This window comes from Endozoicomonas sp. ALB091 (genome assembly GCF_049310265.1).
Classification (GTDB): domain Bacteria; phylum Pseudomonadota; class Gammaproteobacteria; order Pseudomonadales; family Endozoicomonadaceae; genus Endozoicomonas.
This window is the reverse complement of record NZ_JBLYNQ010000007.1, coordinates 392,527-414,761: the sequence shown is the minus strand read 5'-3', so window position 1 is coordinate 414,761 and position 22,235 is coordinate 392,527. Positions and strand designations below refer to the sequence as shown.

The 22,235-nt window shown below is 46.5% G+C and carries 19 protein-coding genes; 16 read left to right on the top strand and 3 right to left on the bottom strand.

Going from position 1 to position 22,235, the window contains the following annotated elements; all coding sequences use genetic code 11:
- The first annotated feature begins 221 nt into the window (after window positions 1–221).
- The 8 genes from ACO6UX_RS13920 (at window position 222) to ACO6UX_RS13885 (ending at window position 11,456) form a co-directional block, all read left to right on the top strand.
- Complete coding sequence (locus tag ACO6UX_RS13920) at window positions 222–1,268, top strand: restriction endonuclease (protein ID WP_422448517.1); 1,047 nt, start codon at window positions 222–224, stop codon at window positions 1,266–1,268.
- Between the two features lie 247 nt (window positions 1,269–1,515).
- On the top strand, window positions 1,516–2,835 hold the full coding sequence (locus ACO6UX_RS13915; protein ID WP_422448515.1) for a PD-(D/E)XK nuclease family protein: 1,320 nt from the start codon (window positions 1,516–1,518) through the stop codon (window positions 2,833–2,835).
- 251 nt (window positions 2,836–3,086) lie between these two features.
- Entirely contained in the window at window positions 3,087–3,359 is a 273-nt protein-coding gene (locus tag ACO6UX_RS13910) for a hypothetical protein (protein ID WP_422448513.1), read from the top strand.
- Between the two features lie 83 nt (window positions 3,360–3,442).
- On the top strand, window positions 3,443–3,628 hold the full coding sequence (locus ACO6UX_RS13905; protein WP_422448511.1) for a hypothetical protein: 186 nt from the start codon (window positions 3,443–3,445) through the stop codon (window positions 3,626–3,628).
- Between the two features lie 184 nt (window positions 3,629–3,812).
- Window positions 3,813–7,355 (top strand): patatin-like phospholipase family protein, encoded by a 3,543-nt coding sequence (locus ACO6UX_RS13900; protein WP_422448509.1) that lies wholly within the window; start codon window positions 3,813–3,815, stop codon window positions 7,353–7,355.
- Entirely contained in the window at window positions 7,355–9,001 is a 1,647-nt protein-coding gene (locus tag ACO6UX_RS13895) for a dynamin family protein (protein ID WP_422448507.1), read from the top strand. Before ACO6UX_RS13900 ends, ACO6UX_RS13895 begins: the two co-directional genes overlap by 1 nt.
- A gap of 35 nt (window positions 9,002–9,036) precedes the next feature.
- The gene (locus tag ACO6UX_RS13890; RefSeq protein ID WP_422448505.1) at window positions 9,037–10,185 is read left to right on the top strand and encodes a TerB family tellurite resistance protein; all 1,149 of its coding nucleotides are present in this window, start codon (window positions 9,037–9,039) and stop codon (window positions 10,183–10,185) included.
- Window positions 10,186–10,241: 56 nt separating this feature from the next.
- Complete coding sequence (locus ACO6UX_RS13885) at window positions 10,242–11,456, top strand: TerB family tellurite resistance protein (RefSeq protein ID WP_422448503.1); 1,215 nt, start codon at window positions 10,242–10,244, stop codon at window positions 11,454–11,456.
- Window positions 11,457–11,532: 76 nt separating this feature from the next.
- Here the strand turns inward: ACO6UX_RS13885 and ACO6UX_RS13880 are convergent, their stop codons facing one another.
- Complete coding sequence (locus ACO6UX_RS13880; RefSeq protein ID WP_422448501.1) at window positions 11,533–11,853, bottom strand: hypothetical protein; 321 nt, start codon at window positions 11,851–11,853, stop codon at window positions 11,533–11,535.
- Window positions 11,854–12,038: 185 nt separating this feature from the next.
- Between ACO6UX_RS13880 and ACO6UX_RS13875 the strand changes: the two genes are divergently transcribed.
- The 6 genes from ACO6UX_RS13875 to ACO6UX_RS13850 all read left to right on the top strand — a co-directional run bounded on the left by ACO6UX_RS13875 (window position 12,039) and on the right by ACO6UX_RS13850 (window position 18,393).
- Window positions 12,039–14,291 carry a dynamin family protein gene (locus ACO6UX_RS13875; protein WP_422448499.1) on the top strand — a complete coding sequence of 751 codons (2,253 nt, stop codon included), beginning with the start codon at window positions 12,039–12,041 and terminating at the stop codon, window positions 14,289–14,291.
- A gap of 232 nt (window positions 14,292–14,523) precedes the next feature.
- Window positions 14,524–15,453 (top strand): glycosyltransferase family 2 protein, encoded by a 930-nt coding sequence (locus tag ACO6UX_RS13870; RefSeq protein ID WP_422448497.1) that lies wholly within the window; start codon window positions 14,524–14,526, stop codon window positions 15,451–15,453.
- A gap of 26 nt (window positions 15,454–15,479) precedes the next feature.
- A complete protein-coding gene (locus tag ACO6UX_RS13865) occupies window positions 15,480–16,877 on the top strand; it encodes a glycosyltransferase family 2 protein (RefSeq protein WP_422448495.1) in 1,398 nt (465 codons plus the stop codon).
- Between the two features lie 91 nt (window positions 16,878–16,968).
- Window positions 16,969–17,148, top strand: a complete 180-nt coding sequence (locus ACO6UX_RS13860; protein ID WP_422448493.1) for a hypothetical protein — start codon at window positions 16,969–16,971, stop codon at window positions 17,146–17,148.
- Between the two features lie 21 nt (window positions 17,149–17,169).
- Window positions 17,170–17,715: a TIGR00725 family protein gene (locus ACO6UX_RS13855; RefSeq protein WP_422448491.1), complete on the top strand. Its 546-nt coding sequence runs from the start codon at window positions 17,170–17,172 to the stop codon at window positions 17,713–17,715.
- 372 nt (window positions 17,716–18,087) lie between these two features.
- The gene (locus tag ACO6UX_RS13850; protein ID WP_422448489.1) at window positions 18,088–18,393 is read left to right on the top strand and encodes a hypothetical protein; all 306 of its coding nucleotides are present in this window, start codon (window positions 18,088–18,090) and stop codon (window positions 18,391–18,393) included.
- A 55-nt stretch (window positions 18,394–18,448) separates the two neighbouring features.
- On the opposite strand, the gene ACO6UX_RS13845 is transcribed toward ACO6UX_RS13850, so the two are convergent.
- Window positions 18,449–18,733, bottom strand: a complete 285-nt coding sequence (locus ACO6UX_RS13845; RefSeq protein WP_422448487.1) for a helix-turn-helix domain-containing protein — start codon at window positions 18,731–18,733, stop codon at window positions 18,449–18,451.
- A 554-nt stretch (window positions 18,734–19,287) separates the two neighbouring features.
- Here ACO6UX_RS13845 and ACO6UX_RS13840 point away from each other — a divergent pair.
- Window positions 19,288–19,503 (top strand): hypothetical protein, encoded by a 216-nt coding sequence (locus ACO6UX_RS13840; RefSeq protein ID WP_422448485.1) that lies wholly within the window; start codon window positions 19,288–19,290, stop codon window positions 19,501–19,503.
- A gap of 119 nt (window positions 19,504–19,622) precedes the next feature.
- Window positions 19,623–20,978, top strand: coding sequence for a transposase (locus tag ACO6UX_RS13835; protein WP_422444684.1), 1,356 nt, complete (start codon window positions 19,623–19,625; stop codon window positions 20,976–20,978).
- A 284-nt stretch (window positions 20,979–21,262) separates the two neighbouring features.
- On the opposite strand, the gene ACO6UX_RS13830 is transcribed toward ACO6UX_RS13835, so the two are convergent.
- Window positions 21,263–22,219: an IS1595 family transposase gene (locus tag ACO6UX_RS13830; RefSeq protein ID WP_422445623.1), complete on the bottom strand. Its 957-nt coding sequence runs from the start codon at window positions 22,217–22,219 to the stop codon at window positions 21,263–21,265.
- Between the last annotated feature and the right edge of the window lie 16 nt (window positions 22,220–22,235).

Here is a 22,235-nt window from a genome sequence, read left to right as displayed (position 1 = left end):
CACGACACTTGATGACTATTGCTGTCGACGAATAATTTGGCTTCAGTATTCCAGTAAGAGAATGAAAAAATGGCCAGAGTTAATCACGATTAACCATTTCGAAATTAGACGTAGAGCAAAGTATGTAGACATCGAGAGCCCTAAAATGAGGTTTTTCAACACTTGAGCTATCTGTTTTGTTATAAGTAGATAAAGGCAACCAGAAACAAGCATAAGGAGATATGATGACAGTCTGGCTGGTAAGGGCTGGTTCCCAAGGGCAGTATGAACAGAAATTTCTTCAGGATAAACGGATCTACCTGACCTGGGATGATCTTAATATCCCTCTGGATCAGTTGCAGGAGCGCAGTGAGCTGATGACGCAGCTGCAGCAGACCTATGGTGATGAGAAACCCCGAAGGCTAAGTAATAATGTGGGCCAGATCTGGCCCTTCGCCCATGTAATGAAACAGGGAGACCGGGTGATTCTCCCCTCAAAACAGCAGCCGGTGATCTATGTGGGTGTGATTAGCTCGGACTATCAGCACCAGATGGATGCCGAAAATCCCTACTTCCACTGGCGTTCTGTTCAATGGGAGCCGGAAGGGGTTCCTCGATTACATTTTTCTCAGGATTTGCTGTACAGTTTTGGGGCCTTTCTGACTATCTGCCAGATCAAACGCAATAATGCAGAAGAGCGGTTGAGCAAAATGGCTGCCTCGGGCTGGCAGCCGGAAAGTCAAAAACAGATTGTTACCAGTGTGACAAGCAGTACCGACGATGAAGATGCCAGTGATGAACGGGTGGATTCCGATCTGGAAGAGTTGGGGCATGGTCAGATAATCAAATTGATCGAAGCCAAGTTCAAAGGCCATAACCTGACACGGCTGGTGAAAGCTATTCTGGAAGCCCAGGGTTACACCTGCTGGCAAAGTCCGGAAGGTGCTGATGGCGGTGTAGATATCCTTGCAGGCGATGGGCCTATGGGTTTTGGGGAACAGAGTATCTGTGTAGAAGTGAAGTCCGGTGGAGGGTTGATTGATCGTCCTACTGTGGACAAGCTGATGGGGGCTATGACCAAGTTTAATGCAACCCGTGGACTGTTTATCGCCTGGGGAGGTTTTAAAAGTAATGTGCAGAAAGAGCTGGCTTCCAGCTTCTTCCGTGTCCGCCTCTGGTCTCAGCAGGATCTGCTGGAACAGCTTTTTCTCCATTACGATAAGCTGGATGACGAGATCAAGGCGGAGTTGCCATTGAAACGTATCTGGACAGTTGCGACAGTGGACTGAGATATATTGAGGGTTCTTCTTTTTGAAAAGTCCCTAAACTTGTTCTTTTTCCTCATTCCTAACCCGTAATAAAAATCATAGTGATTTAGCCTGACGATCAGTGCTGATATCTCTACTAAGTACATGACCGTTTGCTTTTCAGGACGCCGCCAGGTCTTCTGTGGCCTGGGAACAGGGAAATATATGATTTCATTTGGTCATGTACTTACAATATTAATCTTACTAACCGTGTCGTATTGGTATCGTGATGGACTTACAAAAAGCAGTAACGCTGGCAGAACAATTTGTTAACGATGAAAGTTACCCGATTGTTGCCCGTTATAATCAGAATCGTCAGATTTTCGATGTGCTTGATTTAAATGAGACGGGACTTTCAGCGGTAATTGCCTGGTTGCTGAACCCCGCTGAAGGGCATGGTTTAAATGACTTTTTTATCAAATCCATGCTGCGGGGAGCGATTACCAGTGAGGGATATACCAGCCCGGTCTCAATACTTGAGCTGGAGAGTATGAATCTCCATGGCTTGAGCGTACATAAAGAGTATGGACTTGATGGCTATGAACGGAGAATTGATATTCTGGCCACCGATATCGATAACAAGCTGGTGGTTGTGATTGAGTATAAATATGGTAGTGGCGAAACAAACAATCAGCTGGCCGCGTATTCTGAGAGGGTTGAGAAGAAAATTGAATCTGACCCTGGGTATCGGGTTATCCGTATTCTGATGGATGGCCAGGAAAAAACAGATAGGAATAAACTGGCTGCCAGCCAACAGGATAAATGGGCTATTGTTTCCCATTCCTGGCTGATTGATGCACTGACTCAAGCTGTAGAAAAGGATACCGGCTCGGATGCCTGTCAATGGATTTTGAAAGATCTCTTGGTTCATTTGAGCAGCTGTTATGAACTGGACAACGTTTACAACAGTGCCATTGGGCATATGGCAGGTATGGCCAGCAGGCATCAGGATTTGGTGGATCAATACAGTGAAGTAGTGCTGGCTACAGGTGAAAATGAGCTTAATATCTGGGAACTGGATGATATTGGCTTGATTGGACTGAACAAGCAGTTAGAACCAGGGCCGTTTGATCAGGTAGTGCTCCTTCGCAAGTTTTTCAAAACCAATGCTACCTTGCTGTCTACCCTGGCTCAGTATGCCCGGCTGGAGTGGTTGCAAGAGCTGCTTGACAAGCGTTTTCCGGGGCAGCTTGATTGTAGGCCTTCTGATAAAAAAATCGCTATGCTGGATATCTTTCAGTTCAGTTGGGCCAAGTTTCAAAAAACGGATCAGCCATTATGGCCTTTTTATCTAACTGTTGAGCAGCACCGGCAGGAGGATGGCGAAGAAATTCTCATTAAGTTCATTCTACAGCGATCTGGAGTACGTAATGATGAGCTTGCCTGGTCAATCGTTGACGCCTTTGGTCGACGGGTGAAAAGTAACTGGCAATATACGACGCTCTTTAAATTGAGGGTTGATGACAAATCCAATATCAGGGAAAACCTGCTTCAGGAATTAGTGGGCAGGCTGGATTGGATAAATTCAGTGCTGGCAGGGTTGCACTAATCCTGTCAAAAGGAATCTGGCTGTGCTGAAATTCTTCTTTTTCTTCACAGTTTGGCCAAAATACCGTTGGCCATAAGCTGTTTGCCAACATCAAAGGCTCAGCGACATAGAGTAATGGCCTGTTAGTGGTTTGGAAGATATTGTGGGTAAACGTTCAGAAAATCAGAAAGAACGTGTCTTGCCCTGATTATTGACTTGCAGCCTGTAACGTTGCTTTTGGCAGCAGGTATTGTTTCTGGTTTGGGGGGATCATGAAGAGAGTAAGTTTTCTTCTGTTAGTGGTGGCAATGTTGGCGGGTTGTGGCCCAGAAAAGGTTGATCAATCGTCGATCTGTGTGTACCGGACGGATGAAGAAGCTAAACAGTGTAAAAACGGACAGCTATCCTATTTCCGGCCGTCTTCCTGGGGCAGTGAGCAACTCCCCTTGAATGTGGCTGCCACTTATTGTGATTTAAATCATGAGGTGATTTACAACAGCGCGGGTGTGGTTTGTGTGTTCACCAGAGAGCGGGCTGATCTGTGATTTGCTGCGGCGGTATTATTTGATAAAGTGCTCTCCCCGTGTCTGCATTGCAGGCACGGAAAAGGTGATGAAAGGAGAAAAACATGCCCAAAAAACGAAAACCGGCACGACGGGATACCGCCGCACAAGAACTATGGAACCCGAAGTACCGTATGAAGGTGTGCAGGGATAAAACCAAATATTACCGTAAAGAGAAATCCTCAAAAGGCCGCTTTGATAGCGGCCATTTTTTTATGGGGTTTGATGAATTTCTGATTTTCGCCTGCTGAATCTGCTTTCACTGTGGGCTTATCAATTTACCAAAGTATGCCCATTCTCTTTCCCAATGTAAGTAAAAAAGTGTTTATTTTTCTGCGGCTTGCATCACAAGATTAATCCAGATCAAAACTTGTACATCCATCCTCATATACAATCCGCCCCTCGATTAATCAGGGAATAAAGGTTTCAGGGTTTATGTCAAAAACCGGCATTGTATTTTCAGGCGGCGGTGGCAAAGGTGCCTACGCTATAGGCGTATGGAAAGCCCTCCGCGAGTTTGGCATGGATCAGAATATCCAGGCCGTTGCCGGTACCTCCGTTGGCTCTCTGAACGGTGCACTGTTTGTTCAGGGAGATCTTGAACGGGCAGAGCAGCTCTGGCTGGATATTGCTACTGATAAAATCCTCCAATTTGATTTTGAACAGCTGGCGCAAAAACTGGCGACCATGGCTGCCAGTTTTGCGATTCCGGGTGCTCAGGCCAAAACCATTATCCAGTTGGCCCACATGCTCAAAGGCAAAGGCTGGTTCTCTCAGGATGGCCTGAAGCGCCTGATTGATGAAAGTGGTGCCTGTGGCGCTGTTACCTGTTCAGCAATGCCGTTTTATGTCTGTGCCCTACAGCAGAGTAACGGTCAGTTGGTGTTACCCCTCCTTAACTCGGTGGAAGAGAGCAATATTCCCCTCTGGTTGACGGCATCTTCAGCCATTCCGGGGGTATTCAGTCCGGTGACTATTGAGGGTGAAAACTATTGGGATGGCGGTGTGCTTCCGGGCAGGTTCAGTAACAATACGCCGTTCCAGCCGCTGATCGAACAAGAGCAGTGCACGCATATCATCAATATCTACCTCAGCCGCTCACCGGAAGTGGCGACTGCCCAGCGTGATTACCCCGAGATAAAATTCTGGAACATCATTCCCAGCGAGGCTTTTGATGGTTTGATTGCTGCCCTGAATTTCACGCCAGAGAATGCCCGAAAGCTTATAGATTTAGGCTATGAAGATACGGTTACCATTCTTAAGCGCTTTCAGCCGTTTCTGGAGGATGAAGCGCGTTTCTTTACTGCTGTCAGCGAGTTTAGCGACAGTCATCAGGTTTTTTGTGACCAGATTGAACTGAACCAGCAACTGCGAGGTCCTGAGAGTGCTGATAAGCAGGTGAACTATCAGGAAATCATGTCTCAGTTGGCAGTGACCCTGAAGGAGCAGGAACAACAGATCATCAGTCACCAGCTGGATCAGATGATTGACGAGATGAAAGCCAACTCCGATGAGCTGCTCGAAGAAGCATTTACAGCCATCACCACTCTGGCCTCAACCGATGGCCGCATTAACAACCAGCTGGAACAGAGCTGGTTCGGACGAATACTGGGCACCGTTACCGGCAGCAACTGGCAACAGCAGGCGGAAGTTAATCATGCTCTCAATGCCAGCCTGTATGCCACCCAATCGCTGATCCAGAAACTTAACCATAAACAGATGCTGACCATGGAAGCGATGGTCACATTAAGCAACAAAACCCAGTACCTGATGGGGCATATTAATATGCTCTATGGTGCTGTGCAGGATCAGAACCAGAAGACCATGGCCACCTTTAAGCTGTTTGCCGATGGTCTTCAGGCGCTGACTCAAGAAGTAGAACAACGCTTCCGATTGGTTGATCAGCGGCTGGACCGTATTGAACAGAAGCAGGCACTGGATGACTGGTTCCATGAAGTGCGTAATCTCCCCGCCGACCAGCCATTGAATAACCTGCTTTATGCCACAGCCAGTTTTTACGAGGCCAGTGGCCGTAGCTGGGCACAGCCGGAAATCAATCGCTACAAAAGCGCACTGGCTGATCTGCACCTGGCTGATGCTGAAGTTTTACCTGCACAACTGTTTGAGCCAGAACATGCCCGCCTTTTTGCTCAACCGCTGGCAGTGCAACAGATATTCCCGGTTATCAAAAGTGATAACGACTTTCACAGCCTGTTAAAAGGCATTCAGCGAACCCTTGAAGGTGAAAACCAGCTTATTGCCGAACATTCGCCTGGGCAAACACCAGTGACTGGCCTACACCTCGGACTGGAGCTGCTCTACTCTCTGCGCCGTAATGACCGTCGTCAATCCATGGCATTGTTAGCCAATGGTCAGCAAACACCGTCACAGCGTTACCTGACCACTCTGGAACAGTTGCGTGAAATCGGCACGGCACTGGGCATGAGCGATACCTTCCACAGCTCTCTGGATTACCTGACGGACAGAATTAGCAACTTTAAAGTCATCGTGCCGGTAATCGGTAAATTTTCCGCTGGTAAAAGTGCCCTGATTAACCGCTACCTGGGGCGATCACTGCTGGCCAGCGATATTACGCCGGAAACCGCCATCGCCACTGAAATTGCCTACAACCCGAAAGAGTATCTGGTACTTAACTATCTGGATGGTCGACAGGTAGAACAGTCACTGGAGACATTGGCAAGTCTGAGCATTACTGACGACCTGACCCATATCCAGCTGTTTCTGAATATTCCGAAGCTGCAACATCGTACTGACCTGGTGCTGGTGGATATGCCGGGCTTTGACTCGAAAAACGACGGTCATCAGAAAGCCATTGCCTGGTATCTGGGGCGGGGTGATACCTTTATAAACCTGATGCCCGCTGATGTGCCATTTGACGATTCGGTGATCCGTCAGCTGGAAGAAATTCAGTTTGATTACCAGAAATCCATTGCCTGTCTGATCTCTAAGGCGGGGCGTCGAACACCAACACAAATTACTGAACTGCAACAACAGTTAAATGCCACACTGGCAGAGCGTGCGCTGATCTGCGATACTCCCGCCGCGATTGAGGCCAGGGATGGGGATGGTACCATCCAGCCCTTTGCTGACCTGCTGGATCAGGCATTGGTCAATAAAGAGTCCCTGTTATCTGCCCGTTATGGCCAGGCAGTGGCGGACTGCACTGCACAAGTGCGGCAGCAGATTGACCAAACCCTCCATGCCCTCGGTGCCAGCGAACCTGAGCTGATACAGCAGATTACCGAAGCAGAAGCCGTTGATCACCGCGCCCGACAACAGCTGGAACGGGATCTTTCAGAACTGCGTTACAACCTGTGCAGCGTCGGGCGAGAGCAACTATTGGCAGAAGCTCGACAGGCACTGAACAGTGCCCACGGTGAACTTGTGCGGGCAGCGGGTTCTGGTCAGGTCAGTGCTGTGGTTCAAGAATGCGTTCGCCCCGTAGTGCAAATACAGTTGGTTCAGCTGATCCAGCAGGAAGTGGAACGACTGCAGGCCAAACTGGATAACTTCGCCGCTGCTGAGGGGGATTTTGCCATTCACCTGACCATTCCGCCCCTGGAGAAAGAGCAGTTTTCCAAAACCTGGTCGGTCATTGGTACCGGCGTGGCCTGGCTGCTGACCGGGCCGATGGGTGGCATTATCACCGGCATTATTGGCGGGTTGCTGGGCAGAAAAGATAACGCAGCCGAGCGGGAACAGCAGATTCGCAGTGCTATTGATAACCAGGTTATCCCGGAGACCCTGAATAAAGTCTCAACCTTGTTGGAAACTGAATTACACCGAGCTGTCAGCCAGCTATCGCAAAATCTGCAGCAGGCACTGGCCGATGAGCAGCAAAGCCGACAGCAGCAGTTACAAGCCCTGCGTGATGAGTTGCAACAGTCGCAGGAACAGCGGGAAGTTCAGGCTCAGCAACTGACAAAGTGGCAACAACAGCTACCAGAGATCGCATAATGGAATTAGACCTTGAAGCCCTGATGAATGGCCATCAGGACATTGACCCCGTGGCAGCTTCAGAGCCAGTATTGACAGTCGCTAATGAACCCGGCGGAAACCCCTACCTGCACAATCCGCTGGCAGGGCTACAACTGTGCGCCAAACTGATCAGCCAGAACAGCCATCGGGAACCCTGGCAGGATCATCTTGACCGTATCCGGGAGCTGATCGACAACGATCTGTTGAAACTGGTAGAAGATAATATTCACGTAGCTGGTGCCGGTTTCTATAACCGTATGCAGCAGTTGGAAGACCGGCTAACCGAAGTAGCCTGTTTTCCCCTGCTGGAGCGTTGCTATACCGTGGCGGTAGGTGGTGCCTTCAGTGCCGGTAAATCCCGTTTTCTGAATTCGGTTTTGGGCTGCCCGTCGTTATTGCCAACAGATACCACACCCACTACGTCGATTCCCACCTATATCAGTCAGGGTACCGAAAATTGTATTACCGCCCTGAACCGCTATGGCAAAAAGACCGAGATTGATGAAGATGCCCTGGCAGCTATCTGTCACGCTTTTAATGATCGCTTTGGTGTCACCTTCAGTCATCTGCTGCAACTGGTCTCTATTGAACGGCAGTCGCTGAACTATGCATCCCTGGCCTTTCTGGATACTCCCGGTTACAGCAAAGCGGATAATATCAGCCATCGCAGTGATAATACCGACGAGAACATTGCCCGTCAGCAGCTACGGAAAGCAGATTATCTGATCTGGCTGGTGGATATTCAGAACGGCACCATCCCGAAACAGGATATTGAATTTATTGCCAGTCTGGAATCCCGTCAGCCGGTGTTGTTTATCTTCAGCAAGGCGGATAAAAAGCCGGAATCCCAGGTGCGGGAAGTGATTGCCAATGCCCGCAAAGATCTGGAGCGGGCAGAGCTGGCTTATTACGATGTGATTGGCTATTCGGCTCAAAGTGGTGAGGAAGTGTCAGATAGTGGCAATGTGCTTACCGATATGCTTTCAGCAATCAATAGTCACAAGCCGGGGACGGCACTTTATAGTCAGATCACCCGGCAGATCAGCCAGTACATCAGCGATATTCAGAGCAGCACTCATACCCAGAAACTGACTCTGGGTACTTTGAACGAGTTGCTATTTGATAACCAGCTGTCAGAAAGTCAGCAGCAGCATCTGCGAGATATGCAGCAGAAAACCCGTCAGCAGCTGGACAGGCTGATGCAAGCTCAGCAACAGGCAAAACTCAGTCAGCAGGAGCTGGAAGAAACACTGGAAACCCTGCTGGAAACACTGCAACTGTCTATTGATTACCAGCCCGCATTGCAACCATTGGCACAATATCAGAAGCAGGGCGAAACACACCAGCAAACTCTGGTATTTACCGCCATGTTGCAGGGAGATAAGCGACAGCTGGCAAGCTATGCCGATCTCAAGCGCATTCCGGCACAGGTGCAGAAAATCAGCCCGGTGGGTGTGGTGATTGATTCAGATCTGGAGATGGAAATTATGATCACCCGCACCCATGCCAATTCCGTTCTTGGAGGGTTGGCATTAAATGAAGTCTTTACCTTCGGAGCACCCGTTGAACTGCAGATCACCAGTGACAATAAATGTCTGGTGCATCTCACCATTAACCTTTCCTGATAAACACATTGTTAAGGGAACATTAAGGAAGAACCATGTTTGATATTTTGGATATGATCCACGACGCCACTAAAGAGGCGAACTCCTTTGAAAACCATCCAGCCAAGGCGCTGCCACTGGAAGAGCGTCTGAGCTACCTGAATGGCCTGGCGCTGGTTATGAACTCCGATGCCGAGATTGATGAGGAAGAGAAGGAATACCTGCGAATCCTGATCAAGTCCTTTGATCTGGACGAATCCTGCCTGAATGATTTTGTTGCCTTTGCCCAGGCTCCAGATAAAGACACTATTCAGGCATTTTTCCGAACTTTTCGCCGCAAGCCGCTGGCGCAACTCTTTCTGTTTGATGCCTATATGATGGGTATGCGGGATGGTCAGTTGCAGGACAAAGAGCGAATTGTTATTGATAAAATAGGTGAGCAACTAGAGGTTCTAAAGGGATTGCGAAAAGATATTTTTGAACTATTTTGCTACCTTCAGAATAAAGATTGGTCAGAGGCAAGCGTATATTTTACGGCTCACCTTTTGAATCCTGAATATTTTGGGCACCTATTGGAATATTTTGAAGTCGAATTTGAAGAAATATTAAAGGGAGCAGAAAAAAGAAAGAGGGTATGGCTAGAGCAAAAGATGCAGTCTTTCCTAGGGCTTAAGTGGATTCCACTACGATATTATTCAGACTTGGATGAGAAAATACCGCATAAAGAAATAACTGAAACAATTATTCAGCTCAAGATTTCCAACGAAATGTTGGTTCCCTATCTGCAATCTAAGTTAGATCGCGGAGAGCTTAGAGTTGTAGATGGTTTAATCTACAAAAAACAAAATGTAGAAGAATCTATTGAAAATGCTTTTTTTGATATTTCTACATCTGATATTGAGTATGACGCACTGACAAGGATTTTTAATTGCTCTCTTGGCAAGGGTGAACTTAACGCAAATGTACCAGGTGAGATATTAGCAGATTTTTGGTGTGTTTCTAAAGATAATCTTCCTTTGTGTGAAGAGAATCCCAGTTATTACTCTACAAGTCTAATTCTTCATGATGGATATATTACTGATGAAGTTGTTCAAGATAGGTTCTTTGGGAGATTGTGGAGGCAAGAAAAGGACAATAGAGCCGCTCTTGTTAGGGTGAGTTTTGAAGAAGTTCTTGTGACGGGCAAGTACCGGTTTGTTAGGTAAATAATTTTGGTTCTCATGTTATGCATGGGAGCCTTTATCCTTAAAGGCTTAATGAAATGGATATCCTCAACTTCATCCAAGATGTCACGAAAGAATCTAATGCTTTTACCCATCATCCGGTAAAGGAACTCTCTCTGGAAGATCGTCTTTTATATTTGAATGGTCTGGCACTAGTGATGAATGCCGATGGTCAGATCACTGACAGTGAAAAAGAGTATTTAACCATTTTGATTAAATCCTTTGATCTGGATCAATCGCTGGTCAATGATTTGGTGGCATTTGCCCAGTCACCGGATAAAGATACGGCTCTGGCTTTTTTTCGCGCCTTCCGCCGAAACCCATTGGCGCAACTTTTCCTGTTCGATGCCTATATGATGGCTATGCGGGATGAAGATATTCATGAAAAAGAACAGGCAGTTATTGATAAAATTACCGAGCAATTGGAAGTGCTAAATGGTACCCGACGGGATGTTTTTGATCTTTTTTGTCATATCAAGCATAAAGATTGGGAAGAAAGCAGCCTCTACTTTAGTTCGCATCTGTTAAATCCTGAGTACTTTAAGCACCTGTTGGAATATTATGAGGTGGATTTGGATGAATTGTTACAGAGAACATCAAAGTTTAGAGAGAGTTGGTTGAAAGAAAAGCTGCAAGATTTTCTAAATTTAAAATGGATACCCATAGAGTATGGCTATCGTCATCGTATAGAGCATCCACACGGTAAAGCAGAAATTACAGAGGAATTTGTTAGTCCTGTAATTACGAATGAGATGCTTGTACCGTTTCTACAGTCAAAATTAGATCGTGGGGAAATACTATTTAGTAATAGCAAATTCTATAAAGTTGTTGATGGTGGTGGTGAGATAAGGGTGGTTTATTTGGATATACATGGCATGGATATTGGCTATGATGCTGTTAAGCGTAGCATTTCATGCCAGATTGAAAAAGGTAGATTGAACGCAGAAGTGCCCGGGGAAATATTGATTGATTTTTGGGGGCTGTCTATTGAAAGTATTCAATCGGGAGTGTGCGATCCAGGATGGATGAGGAAAATTATTTTTCCAGCTTCGGCGGATGGCCAGAATAATGTGATTGGTGAAATTGTTGCTGTATCGGACGTTTTTTATGAGTGTGTTGGACATAACAATGAAACGACGCCTCATAAAAGAGTTGATATGACTTTTGCCCAAGTTGTGCAGTCTGGTAAGTTTAGGTTAACTCGAGGTAAAAGGGCGTGCCAACCTAGATCAATAGACTGGGAAGCTGAATAAATTGGGGAATGGTATTTGAGAAATATTTAAACTGTAGGTATGGGAGCCTATTTCTTTTTTTAGACTCCCGCTACGATTAAGCTACATTTTCTTCATATTCACAGATTGAGAAGATTGTGTCCTCTTCTACTGTAATGCCTTCTGGATATTCGGTAAGCACTGATTCTGTAATCTCAAACCCCTGCATACCAATGGTTAAATTCACTGCCCACTTGAAAGTTCCGTGGAGCGTATTCACCGAGAAATAATGTAACTCTTCAGTATCGTCTTCTTTGTACTGGGGATTGCGATTGACGCAATGAGAGTCAAATTGTATATCACTTCCGTTGACTTCACACTCATCTCCAGTGCTGTCAATTGTGTAGTTGAAAGAGGAAGGTTGGATAATGATTGCCATAATATTTCACCTACTCAGTTATAAGGGCTGTAGATATGGGGATTAGGTTGTAAGAAATCAAGAGGTAGCAATAGAATTTTTATCGATTAACTTGCACCGGCACCGTTTTTTAAGCAATAGAACCATAGGCAATATCACTAACTTTAAGCACAGCGCGAGAATAATTTTTTAAGGCCAAGATATAAATGAACATACAATACCAAACACAAGCCATCAGTAGCCGGTTACTTACCTTGTCAGACCGCTACCAAACCTTCAAACAAACGATCCACCCCAACCACTTTGCAGACCTGCATCAGCTGGCGACCAGTTTTCAGAATGATATCGCCAATGCCCAGCAGGAAGGCCGACTCTTACGAATCGGTATAATCGGCCAGATTAAACGAGGAAAGTCGTCTTTTCTGAACAGTTTACTGTTTAATGGTCAGGATATTCTGCCCAAAGCAGCAACGCCAATGACGGCGGCATTGACCCGTATTTCCTACTCGGAACAGCCAGAGGCATCGGTAGAGTTTTATACTGTGGCAGAGTGGCAAACCGTAGAACAAACTGCTGCCAAAGTTAAAGAAAATGATCGTATATATCAGCAGGCTTTAGCGGCTTTTCGTTCTGGACAATCAGCTTCCAGAGGCAAAAGTACTCGCCCGCCCCAAGCCCCACGCCCGAGCGAAGAGGAAAAGGCATGCTGTGAACTGGTGGCCATGGTGGCACAGTCTGGCATTACGGTAACGGATTATCTCGGAACGATTCACCGTATTGATGGTGCAGATTCTAACCAGAATCTGATTGAAAAACTGACGGATTTTGTTGGTGCCCAGGGGCGCTTTACCCCGATTGTAAAAAGCACCGAACTGAAACTGAACGTTCCCGGTCTGGATGGTATTGAGGTGGTGGATACGCCGGGGATGAACGATCCGATTGTCTCCCGTGGTCGTCGCACCCAGGAGTTTATCGGTCAGTGCGATGTGGTGTTCTTTCTCAGCTATTGCAGCCAGTTTATGGATATGCACGATATGGCGCTGTTGGCCCAGAATATTCCCCATAAGGGCATTCGGGAGATTCTGCTGATCGGCTCGGTGTTTGACAGTGCGCTGCTGGATGAATACCACAACTATCCGTCGATCGCTCAGGCACTGCCCGGAATTACCGGTAAGCTGAATAATCTGGCGCAGCAGAATGTGGAACGAGTCTGTCTGCAAGGGCAGGCCAACCGGGAAAACAGTGTGGACGACGAAGGCTATATTTTTGCTGCCCTGCAAAAAGCCCTGCCGCCCACCTTTATCTCCAGTCGTTGCTATGATCTGGCTATTAAAGGTACCGATCTCAGTGAGGAAGAGGCGCATAGCCTGAAACAGCTGAACACCATGTTCCCCGGCTTTGAGTTTTCGCCCCAACTACTGATGCAGCTGGCCAACTTTAACAAAGTCCATAAACGCATGGATGAGGTACGCAGGAATAAAACCACCATTCTGGATAGCCGCCTGGCAGATATCGTCAAAGGCACTCGCCTTGGGGTAAGGCACTGTCTGCAACAGATGGAGAGCGATATTAACCATCGGCGCAAACAGCTGGCCGAAGGTGACCTGGAGACGCTGGCCAAACAACAGGCCACTATTATCCAACGTATCAAAACCGGCGAAGTACGGATTCAGCAGATTTTCAGCCAGCAACAGCAGGCGCTGCAACAGCAGATGCAACAGTTATTACTGGATTTGCGAGCCATGGCGCTGGATGCCAAACGGGTGGAAACCGAGAGCGGCACCAAACAGGAAGCCTATGAGGTGGCCAGAACCGTGAGTGCTTCCAAGTGGTATAACCCATTCTCATGGGGCAGTACCCGAACTGTGTACGAGACACAATACCGTACCATCAACTACACCTACGCCAATGTGCAACAGGCGGTGGATAAGCTGGAAACCTTCGTTCTTGAAACCGAGAAACAGCTGATCTCAGCCCTTGGTCGAGCCGTGGATATCAACCGTCTGCGGCAGGAGATTAAACAACTGATCCGTGAAATGTTCGACTTTTCTGCCGATGGTTTTGACCCCAATGCGGTGATGCTGCCACTGGAAAATGCACTGGCCGGCCTGACCGTTCCCGCCATCACCATGGATATGGATCAGTACATTAATGAAGTGCGTCAGCAGTTTACTTCCGCGACGGTGGAAAACGACAGTATCGCCAGACTTCGCCAGGAACAGGGCCGTGTGGTCGGTATTCTGGTGGAACAGATGAGTGCCGAGATTGACCGCAATACGTCATCAATGCTTACCACCATGACAACAGAAGGAGAGTCATTTATTCCGGAACTGACCCGAGACCTTAATAACGACGTTGAACAGCTGGGCAAGGACCTGGAAAACCGTCAGCAGGTTATGGCAGAGTATGATCAGCTCCTTGGAATGTTGGCTGAAGATTTAAGTACGATAAATCCTTGATATGGCTGTTTAGCCCGGTATTAAAAGAGCCGGGCTGCGGCAATTTTTTATGTCTGATTGAACTTCTTAGCCAGTAACCGGGCCGTGTTGACTCAGAGTAGATGATCTATTCTCTGTCATTCGACAGTCGCATCGCCGGGATATCAGTAACCAGAAGATTGATGGAGATAGCCATCCCTTGCTGGTATCGAAGCGCACGATGTTATTCCTCGGTAACTATCAAGGGAATATCATGTTTATTCCGGGTATTCAGCAGCCTGCCGTCCATATTGCTGTGCTGGTTGCTACGAAAAATCGCAATGACCTGCTTCGTCACCGTTCACTTCCCTCAATCCTGAATCAATCACTCGTGCCTGATACTGTGGTTCTGGTCGAAGATGATCGGTTTCTTCGACCGTCCGTGAGCCAGTTGCTGTTTGAAGAACTGTTTCCTCATGGTCATTATCTTACCAATCAACGTACCCCGGGTGCTGCCGGTGCATGGAATACCGGGCTGGATTTTCTGCTGCGTAATGCCAGCTGTGATGTGCACAATGTCTGGGTCGCAATTCTGGATGATGATGATTATTGGGAGCCCAGTCATCTCTCGGTATGTGCCGGTAAGATAAGTGCATCACAGGATATGGTGGTCAGTGGTTTGATACGGGTTGAAGATGTCGATGATGACGTTGTTCACCAAAGCATTCCCGCCAGGCTGACGGCAGATGCGCTGTTGGTTGGTAACCCGCATATTCAGGGCTCCAACCTGTTTGTAAGACTCTCTTCGATTTTGCAGGCAGGGCTTTTTGATGAACAGCTCAGCAGCTGCACTGACCGGGATCTCTGTCTGCGTCTTTGTAATATTGATACGCAAGTTGTATCTACCGGTATTCATACGGTAAGGCATTATGCTGAGGCAGGCCGACCCAGGTTATCTTCGCCTGCAAGCAAGGAAAAGCATCAAGGGCTGGAGCGGTTTTATCAGAAATATGGGCCATTAATGAACGCTGCACAGCAGGAGGCCTTTCTCGACCGGGCTTATCGGCTCTTTGACTGGCGATTTGAAAATGAAGGACCCATTTCAGTACAGATGCCAGAAAGGGAAAAACTCACACCAGAAACTATTGGCTTTCATCTGGTTTTGCTGTCGATGTATTCCGCCAACTGCCCTCATAGGATCTGAACCGATTTGAACCGGCATCTGATTTTATGGTGGTTGAAGCTACCCGGCGGGAACAGGATCAGATATACAGTGATAGTCGAGTTTCTCTGCTGATTAAAAGCTGTTATATGGAGTGGGAGAGTATAGAAGCACAGGTTAAGCATCTGCTCACTCACCTGGAAAGTCCGGTTGGGTTTTATGAACGGATTCTGGCAGTGGATTGTCGAACCAGTGATTTTACCAGGGCTTATGGGGTATCAAATCCATCGGTTTTTCAGCAAGTGGTAGAGCGGCTGATCAGTGAGGACTGGATTGATCAGGTCGTCTGGTGCAAACCTGACTCGGAAGTGTTTTACCGGTGGTTTGGGCTGAAGAGTTTGTCATCACACTCTGTCCAGGGAGCACCACTGCTGCCATTTTTACAGGGTGTAGAAGCGTGCAGTGGAGATTATGTATTACAGCTGGACAGTGACCTGTTGATTGGTCGCATTGATCCTGAACATGACTGGCTGGCAGATATGATTCATACACTTCGCAGCGATCCAAAAGCATTAACAGCCAGTTTGCCTATTTATAAACCGGGTGCTAAACCTCCTGAGAACATGGATACATCATTCTGGTTTACGGATAACTCCTGTCGGATAGAAGTGCGTGGAGCATTGTTTGACCGTAAGCGATTACTGGCATCCCGGCCATGGCCTAACACACTGGCTGGAAATGATAGGGTGGCACTCGCCTGGCACCGCAGCCTTGACAATGTGGTGCGTCAGGGTGACTGGTCTTCATGGCGTGGTGGTTATGGCGAGCTGTTTTTTATTCATCCTACCAATGAGTATAAGAAGGACCTGGCATCATTACAGACCATCAGGAATCAGATAGAGGCTGGCTTTTGTCCAAAGACCCAGGCAGGTCATGTGGATCTGCAAGGTGATATCGCCTGCTGGTTGGGGCCCAGACGTAGGGAGCCATTTATCTTTCTTGTCTGTGGCCGGAATGTTGAACCTTCCCGTTTTCAGCGCTGTCTTGACTCAATGTTAAGGCAGAAGGTTGTGGCAGAACATGAATGGGGTGCCGTGGTGATGGATGATGACTCCAGTAGACGTTGTCGGGATTACATAAAGTGGGCTCTTTCACCCTACAAGAATAAGGTTACTTTTATTGCTGTGGCAGAACGGCGAAGCCTGTTGGCAAATATGGTCTGGGCTGCTCGTTATATCTGTGATAATACGGAATCCGTTCTGATAACTCTGGATGCGGACGATTGTCTGATTGGCAGCCGGGTAATTGAAACCGTCGCTGAAGCCTATAACAATGGCGCAGATCTTACCGTAGGCTCCATGATTCGAACCGATAAGGTGTGCGATTATCCGGTTGATTTCAGTTGTCCCCGCGAGGGCAACAACAGGGGGGGGAAATGTCTGGCAACATTTACGCTCATTTCGTAAAAGTCTTTTTGATGCCATCCCGGATGAGTTATTACGTTCAGAAACGGGTGAATACTGTGATCTGGCATCCGACTGGGCATTTATGGTCCCCATGGTCAGAATGACCCGGAACCCGGTTTGGATAAAAACACCGCTGTATCTTTATGAGCCATCTGGTATGGGGAAAGGACCTGACCGTGAACAAAGAGAAAAGTTGATCGCTGGCATTATGGAAAAGAATTATCAGATCAGTGGTACAGAAGATGGTGAGATAAGCCCGGAGTTGATTTGATTCATTATGGATAAAAAGAAAATGATTGCCGTAATCGGCGATGCTGGTGTTCAGGAAACCGATAAAAAGTTCCGGCTGGCATTCGATCTTGGTCGCCTGTTAATTGATGCCGGTTATCGTGTCGTGACCGGTGGGCGTGGTGGCATCATGGTGGCTGCCAGTGCAGGAGCCAGAGATTCAGAAGCGTGGAGTCCGGGAGATATCATTGCCATTCTTCCGGGTAATGATCCGGAGGAGGCAAATCCGGCGGCAGATATCGTGATTCCAACCGGCCTGGACATTGCTCGCAATATGATCGTGGCTCAGGCTGATGCAGTGATTGCGATTGGCGGTGGTGCCGGTACGCTATCAGAGATAGCAATGGCCTGGTCAATGAAAAGGCTTATGGTTGCGTATCGGGTAGAGGGCTGGAGTGGCCAGCTGGCAGATACAAAGATCGATAACCGTCAGCGCTATCGGGATGACAGGGATGACCGGGTATTTGGGGTCGACAATGCCTTTGAGGCTGTCGGTATTATTGATGAATATCTCCCGCTTTATAACAGGCGGCAACGGGCGGCTGTTTGATAAGCTGGTTTTTTGTGATGTTTGCTGGAAATAGCGTCTTACGATAGTCAAGAAACTGGTAGAAGAGAGTGTGAATCAATCAGGAAGAATTGTTGAGATGTCTTTCTGATTGATTTTTAGATGCCTGATAATAAACGGCTGCAGATGTTATTGGCCTGGATATGAAAAGTTCGCCTTACTCACAAAGCAACTCCAAATAGTGAAAAATTGTGCTGAATCCAGTGAGGTGGTATCTATCCTTTTTCATCGATAGCTTTCGAGAAGAAAAAGGAGAGCAATCCTGTTACTTGTCCGAATACGAGTTGAACTCAAAACGGATTATCAGGTCAAACTTTAGTGAGGCCCACTAAGAACGTATTCCGGAAGATAAACATGAAGAAGGCTCGGCTTCCCTCTGGAAGCAATTATCAGTTAAGTCGTATCGGGGATGGTGCTGGAGATTCAGGTCCATTGCTTCACCCTGTTGATCGCGTCAACGGCAAGCAATTGACTGATAGAAATGGCTGGATAGAAGTAGGTTTGTCTGTTCTGTGTGGTTCTTTAATTGCCCGTAGCTACACTGCGCAGGACTACTGGCTGACATCGGCAGTAACTGAGATTTTGGATGTGTCGGATGACGGCAGAGTTGTTCGGTTTGCAACGGGTAATAGCGTTTATGTTGCTCAATGCCTGAAATAAAGAGACCTTTATGCTGTAGGATATTTGAACATGGTTTGCTTCAGGCATGATTTACCTACTGCTTATTCATTAACAGATCTCTATCTGTGCCTTGCAGTAATTTTTTGGGAGCAATATCGAGAGCTCTGCTGATTTTCAGTAGAATTAGCATGGAGAAGTTGCGTCTGCCTTTTTCTACCTCATTAAGATAAGTTGGTTGTAGCTGTGCGCTCTTAGCCAGTTCCTTCTGACTTTTCCCGTCGGCTATCCGCTGTGTGCGGATATTTTTACCTACCTTTTTAAAGAATAACTCCTTATGTTCGCCTTCTGATATTTCCAGGTCACTGTTTTTATCGGTCATATAAGTAAGCCAGCAATGTCAATGGTAGAAGTAAGCTTTCTCGGGTGAAGGGTATGAAGGATACTAAGTAATAGCTAGCTGAGAAAGAGGAGATATCTCAAATGGGGCAAGAGTTATTGAAGGTGAGTTAGCCTGATTATCCAACGATACTAAACGAACAGGTGGATATAGTGTGGTTAATTGTAGTGGAATACTTCAGAAAAACGTCTATGATTCACTTATAAGTGAATCATAGAGCTGCCAAAATAGGGTTAAGTTGCCGTAATTTATAATAAAATATTTAAAATTGTCAAACGGTTTAATGATATTTTACGACATTTGTCGCTAATCTAACTATTTGATTAATAACGGATTGGCGAAATTTGTAATTGGAAAAATATAAGTTTTCAAGCATTAAAAGCATTAAAAGCATTAAAAGCTTTGACAAGCTGCCAAAACACAACTTGTGCTTGCTCATGAAAAAAACTAAACAGTTTTCCTCGTTTGCTTTTCTGGAAGTGATTAGCTTGTTAGCGTGAAAAGTATGGACAACATAACAACAACTGGAGTTGATCATGAATAATTCATCAGCACTGTTAGAATACATTAAAGTGAATGCTGTGCAGTGGGGCCTCAGTGAGAAAGGGCTAGACCTCTGCCAGCAATCAATGAGGGATCCTGTTCGTCGCGTAAACAGTGGTGGTCGCAGTAAGATGACCCGTTTTCCCAGTAGTATGATGGGCGTTGCGCTTCAAGCTGAGAGCGATCTGGAATACGCTCATCTGCAGTAATTCCCGATGAATCCTGAAGCACTACAGCCACGAGAGATACAGAAGAGGTAAAAAAATCATGCCCGCACAATTCTTCGACTAAAATTGCATATTACTCAATCATTGTCGTCGAGTCAGTCATGGGTACGGCTATTCAGAAAAATGTCAGGCAATTCAGTGCTTCTTACTTGATAAAAAAGGTATCAGAATGCTTCGACAGCATTCCAGATCATCGTCCAAATAAATGCGTGATACCCTTTCCTAACTTTCTGAAATCTGCTTTTGCGATGATGCATCAAAAGTTCGATTCACTATTAGGGTTTGATGAAGAGCGGCTTGATGAAATCTGCTGTCATAATCTTGAAAAGCTCTATCACGTAAAAGATGGCAAAGTTCCCTCCGATACCAGAATGAGAGAGGTTGTTGACCCGGTTAATCCACTCGGGTTGAAGACGCCGTTTAAAGAATTGTTTTCTGTCGTTCAGCGCAATGGTGCTCTGCAAGCTTATGCATTCGAATGTGGCAAGTTGAAAGATCTTTATCTGCTTCCTATTGATGGTACGGGTCTCTTTTATTCGGGAACCTGCCGCTGTGATGACTGCTGCATTAAAAACGAGGGCAAAAAAAGTGAAACCTTTTACCACAATATTATGGGGGGCTGTATTGTCCACCCTTCCAGAAAAACCGTCATTCCTTTAGCGCCGGAAGCAATTTGCCGACAGGATGGTTCCACAAAAAATGATTGTGAAAAAGCGGCAATAAGACGTTTTCTGGCGCAGACAAAACATGACCATCCACGCCTGAAACTGGTGATTCTTCTGGATGGTCTATATGCGGACAACCCTACCATTGCTCTGATCAGAGAGCATGGCTGGCACTATATTATCGTGGCCAAAGATGGTAACCATGTGTCGCTTATTGAGGCCATGAATGCCCTTTATGACGAAGGCCAGGTTCATCACCACAAAATCGTTGATGAGAAAAATAACACGACTCATAAATTCCGCTACGCCAATAACGTCCCCCTCAATCTTCAGGATGAAACAGAGCGGGTTAATGTTCTGGATTACATTGAAATCGACAAAAAAGGGATCCAGCATGTCTGGTGCTGGGTAACTGATCTTGAATTAACCGATGATACCGTTGAATCCGTGATGCGAGGAGGCCGTTGTAGATGGCGCATTGAAAATGAAACGTTTAATACCCTGAAAAATCAAGGCTATCAACTTGAACACAATTACGGTCATGGCGAAAAACATCTGGCTACGAATTTCGCCTACCTTACTTTTCTCGCATTCCTGGTTGATCAGATTCAGGAATTTTCTTGTCCAAAATTTCAGCAGGCTTTAAATAAACCAAAGAAGCCTACACGAAAGCGATTATGGAGGAAAATCACCAGCTTCTTTCTCACGTTAATGATTGATAGCTGGGACAGTTTGTTTAAAGCCATTGCCCATGGTGCTAAAGCACAAAAGATAGCTTTTGACACATCATGATTTGGCAAGATAGCCAGAATTTTTCAGGGTGATGATAGTTATTTTTCTTAGCAGCGAAAGTTGAGGGTTCTCTTGTGTTTTCAGAAATTATGAGTATGTCAGTTTTCTGGTTGTGGCAGCTGACGTGTATTCATCGGGAGTAGCTGCGCTCATCTGTTGATGTGTGAGAAAGTTTCTGAAATAAAGGCGGTATTTGATCAGCCTGTAACTTTCCAGCTGTCGTTTAAAACGAGTGACGGAAAATATCAGTCCATACGCCATACCCCGGATGAGCTATGTTGCGCTTAAGGGTTGAAGTGAAGAAATTCTAAAATTTTGTTGCCCAGTCGATCAGATGTTAGAGCATTGATGCCAGTTAAAGCCCTTCTCCATCCCAGATAGTGTGATAGATATTTTGTGGCAACTCCGTGAAAAATCCCTGTAATCCACTGCTTCAGGTGGCTGTGGTATGCATTCACATGCTGTAAGTGAAAAACACCTTCTATCACCCGTATTCCAGAGGATGACACCAGCTCCTTAAAAGTAAATCCTAACGCTCTCGCAAGCTTTTCATGTGCAAGACTGGCATCGGCACATACGACAGTTTCAATATTTATCCGGCCACTTAAATGGCGACAGAGTTCATCTGCGCTCTCATTTTTCAATACACCATCAACCGTCTGACTTCCTCGGTCTCTAGCTACCATGACTGGTATTTTTCGACAGTCTGTCTTCTTATCACTACCTCGTTTCCTCACGGGTCTTGGCAGGCCTTTTTTTTGACCTTTAAAAGATTCGCGAAAAAAAGTTTCATCGAGTTCGGCAATACCACTGAGTTCTGGTGCCTGATCATGCTCAATGACCTGTAAAAAACGATGTCGCCAACGGAATGATGTATTTAACGAAACTCCGCATTGCTTGGCAGCCGGGCGAAGCGTTAAAGAGTGGGTCATTCCCTCAAGATATTTCGGCCATGCTTCAGGGCGTCTTAAACGGGCCAAGGGTGTTTTGGAAAAAGCGTTCAGTGTTTTTCGGCAAACCTTGCACCGAAATCGTTGGCGTTTGTTCCTTTTCCCCCAGCGCTGAAGGGCTTCCGATCCACAATGAGGGCATTTCGGAGCCCGTACAAAACTATCCTCAATAGACTTTGCAATATTGGAAGGAGAATTTTGCTCTGATAGAGCATTGATAAGAGTATTTCGCTGCTGGCTGCTTAATAACGGCACAGCATTAAGAAGATCTTGAAACTGTCGGGGCTTCATAACGTAGCCTCCCATT